Origin of the sequence: Phaeovulum sp. (assembly GCF_041596715.1) — a bacterium.
GTDB lineage: Bacteria > Pseudomonadota > Alphaproteobacteria > Rhodobacterales > Rhodobacteraceae > UBA6213.
In genome coordinates, this window is the sequence record NZ_JBFHIA010000281.1 from 1 (window position 1) to 3,518 (window position 3,518).

Annotated in this window: 5 protein-coding genes; 3 read left to right on the plus strand and 2 right to left on the minus strand. The window is 65.2% G+C overall.

What is annotated here, in order from left to right; genetic code table 11:
• From dapD to ABY403_RS14610, 3 genes are all read left to right on the plus strand, one after another.
• Positions 1-713, plus strand: a 713-nt coding sequence (gene dapD, locus ABY403_RS14600) for a 2,3,4,5-tetrahydropyridine-2,6-dicarboxylate N-succinyltransferase (RefSeq protein WP_372841551.1), incomplete at its 5' end; no start/stop codon positions are given.
• Complete coding sequence (locus ABY403_RS14605; RefSeq protein ID WP_372841552.1) at positions 706-1,068, plus strand: hypothetical protein; 363 nt, start codon at positions 706-708, stop codon at positions 1,066-1,068. The genes dapD and ABY403_RS14605, both read left to right, overlap by 8 nt.
• Positions 1,069-1,200: 132 nt before the next feature.
• Positions 1,201-2,439, plus strand: a complete 1,239-nt coding sequence (locus ABY403_RS14610; protein WP_372841553.1) for a lytic murein transglycosylase — start codon at positions 1,201-1,203, stop codon at positions 2,437-2,439.
• Between the two features lie 45 nt (positions 2,440-2,484).
• On the opposite strand, the gene ABY403_RS14615 is transcribed toward ABY403_RS14610, so the two are convergent.
• Positions 2,485-2,970, minus strand: a complete 486-nt coding sequence (locus ABY403_RS14615) for an RNA pyrophosphohydrolase (protein WP_372841554.1) — start codon at positions 2,968-2,970, stop codon at positions 2,485-2,487.
• A gap of 47 nt (positions 2,971-3,017) precedes the next feature.
• Positions 3,018-3,518: S41 family peptidase (locus ABY403_RS14620; protein WP_372841555.1), on the minus strand; the 501-nt coding region annotated here is incomplete at its 5' end.

Consider the following 3,518-nt stretch of genomic DNA (forward strand, 5'->3'; position numbering starts at 1 on the left):
AACTGGATAAAGGCCGCCTGCGCGTGGCCGTCCGGCAGGCCGATGGCCATTGGCACGTCAACCAATGGGCGAAAAAGGCGGTGCTGCTGGGCTTTCGGCTGAACGATATGGCGGTGCAGACCGGCGGCCCGCAGGGTGGCGGCTGGTGGGACAAGGTCGATAGCAAGTTCAAGGATTGGACCGAGGCCGACTGGCGCAAGGCAGGCTTTCGCGCGGTGCCCAACTGCGCCGTGCGCTATTCGGCCTACATTGCCCCCGGCGCGGTTCTGATGCCCTCTTACGTCAACGTCGGTGCCTATGTTGGCGAAGGAACGATGGTCGATACATGGGCCACCGTCGGCTCTTGCGTGCAGATCGGGCGCAATGTGCACCTGTCTGGCGGGGTCGGTATCGGCGGGGTGCTGGAACCGATGCAGGCCGGCCCCACGATCATCGAGGACAACTGCTTTATCGGCGCGCGTTCTGAGGTCGTCGAAGGCTGCATCATCCGCGAAGGTTCGGTGTTGGGCATGGGCGTGTTCATCGGCCAGTCCACCAAAATCTACGACCGCGAAACCGGCACCATCAGCTATGGCGAAGTGCCTGCGGGTTCGGTCGTCGTTGCAGGTTCCTTGCCCTCCAAAGGCGTCAACCTTTACTGCGCGGTGATCGTGAAGCGCGTAGACGCCAAGACCCGCTCGAAAACCTCGATCAACGAGCTTTTGCGTGACTGAGGCACCCGAAGCCCCGCGCGAAAAGCGCCCGCAACAGGTCTTTACCCTGCTGGTCGAACTTGGCCGCAAGGCGGGCGACGGGCTGCCCAAAGGCGCGACCGGTGCGGGGCTTTTGCTATACGCCACCGGCGTCGATGAGGCCGAGGCGGTGCGCGAGGCGGTCGCGGTGCTGAAACTGGCCGATCTCGCGCCGCTAGATGTGACGGGGTATGGCACGCTGGCCGAACGCGAAGCGGCGGGTGAAGAGATCGACGCCGAAGAACGCGCGCTGATGGCGCGCGCGCTGGCCGAAAACGCGGTGATCGTGGCGCAGATGGAACCCTTTTTCGGTGATGAGCGGCCCGGCAAGGACTAGCCAGCCCCGCGCGTCGGGCGCGGCACCGCACCAGCCGCACGCAAGAAAGCGCCGGTGCAGGCGCGCTGCTGCCGCAGAGCATTGGTCATTGCGCGAACCCGCGTTAGACTGCCCCAAAACAACAGGCAGCCCATGCACCCTCTCGCGTCCATCCTAGCCGTTACCACGCTTGCGCTTGCCGCCTGTGCCGGGCAGGCCGAAACCACCGCCGGAGGTGCCATGCCCAGTTCTGCCCAGTCCGCCGCCTCGGAGGCGGGGTTTCAACGCTGGCTGGCGGCGTTTCGGCCGCGCGCACTGGCAGCCGGCGTCTCGGCCAAAACCTTTGCCGAGGCGACAGCGGGCCTGCACTTCGACGCAGACGTGATCCGGCGCGACCGCAATCAGAGCGAGTTTGCCCAACCGATCTGGGACTACCTCGACACCGCCGCCTCGGCCACTCGCGTCAAGACCGGGCAAAGCGAGCTGGCCGAGCGTAAGAAGCTGTTCGCAGCACTCGAAGCGCGCTACGGCGTCGAGGCAGAGGTGCTTGCCGCTGTCTGGGGCATGGAAACCAATTTCGGCCGCCAACGCGGCGGCAACGCCATCATCCCCTCGCTTGCAACGCTGGCCTATGATGGGCGGCGCGGCGAGTTCTTTGAAAAGCAATTGATCGCCGCCTTGCAGATCATCGAGGCGCGCGAGGTGGATGCCGCGCATCTGGTAGGTTCTTGGGCGGGGGCGATGGGGCATACGCAGTTCATCCCCACCTCTTATCTTGCATATGCCGAAGATTTCACCGGCGACGGCAAGCGCGATATCTGGAGCGACAACCCCGCCGACGCGCTGGCCTCGACCGCGGCCTACCTTGCCCGCTCGGGTTGGGTGAAGGGGCAACCTTGGGGCGTCGAGGTGATCTTGCCCGAGGGCTTCGACTATGCCGCTACCGGCAAGATGCGCAAACGCGCACATGCCGACTGGGTAGCGATGGGGGTGCGGCTTCCCAGTGGCGCGCTGCCGCCCGACCACGGGCTGGCCTCGGTGCTGCTGCCTGCGGGCGCGCGTGGCCCTGCATTTCTGATTTACGGCAACTTTTTTGCCATCGCAGCCTACAACACCGCCGATTCCTATGTGATTGGCACGGGGCATCTGGCCGACCGTCTGGCTGGCGGGGCGGGGTTTCATGCCGATTGGCCACGTGGCACGCGGCTGCTTGGCCTTGCCGAGCGGGTCGAGCTGCAACGGCGGCTGACTGCCGCAGGGTTCGACACCAAGGGCGCAGATGGCAAGATCGGGCCCAACACCACTGCCGCCATTGCCGCCTTTCAGCGCGCGCGGGGTCTGTTGGCAGATGGCTATGCCACCGAAGATCTGTTGGCCGCCTTGCGCAAGTAAGCACGCCTCCGGCGGGGATATTTGGTCTGAAGCAGATGCAGCGGGTCAGGCCAGATGCGGGCGGAACGCCGAAATGACCGCATCGTAAACCTGCCGTTTGAACGGCACGATATGCGTGATCAGATCGTCTGCGGCGATCCAGCGCCAACGTTCGAACTCGGGGTGCGGGGTGTCGATGCGCACTTGCTCGTCACGCCCCAGAAAGTTCATCAGATACCAAAGCTGGCGCTGGCCGCGATATTTGCCGCCCCAGATCTTGCCCAAGAGTTCGGGCGGCAGATCGTAGGTTACCCAATCGGGCGTTTCGGCCACCACCTCGACCAGATCGGGGGTGACGCCGGTTTCTTCCCACAACTCGCGCAGCGCCGCCTCGCGCGGGGCTTCGCCCTTGTCGATGCCGCCCTGTGGCATTTGCCAAGCAGGACCGGGGCTGTCGATGCGCTGCCCGGCAAAGACCAGCCCAGCGGGGTTGACCAGCACGACCCCGACGCAGGGGCGATAGGGCAGGTGCGCGGCGTTATCGGTTTTCATCTGGCTTTCCGGCAAAGACGGGGCGCCCGGCGGGCGCCCCGATGGGGTCACTCGGTGGGCCCGAGTTTCGCGAGCCCGGTCAGAATGTCGATCGCATAGGCAAGCTGGTAATCCTCTAGCCGCAGCTTGGCGGCCTGTTCGGCACGCTCCTGCTCGGCGATGAACTGGGCGCGTTCGTCCTCGGTCATCGAATCGTTTGAAAGCGAGCCACGCAGGTTCGCCTCGCTACGGCTTGCCGTGGCGGCCGAAGCGGATTCGTCTTCCGGCTGCGGGACGGCTTGTGGTTGCGCCACGACGATATCCGGCGCGATGCCCAGCGACTGGATCGACCGGCCCGAGGGCGTGTAATAGCGCGAAGTGGTCAGCCGCATCGCGCCATCACCGCGAATGGGCATGACGGTCTGCACCGAACCCTTGCCGAACGACTTGGTGCCCACCACGATCGCACGGTGATGATCTTGCAGCGCGCCGGTGACGATTTCCGAAGCCGAGGCAGAGCCGCCATTGATCAGCACCACGATCGGCTTGCCCAGCGCCAGATCGCCCGG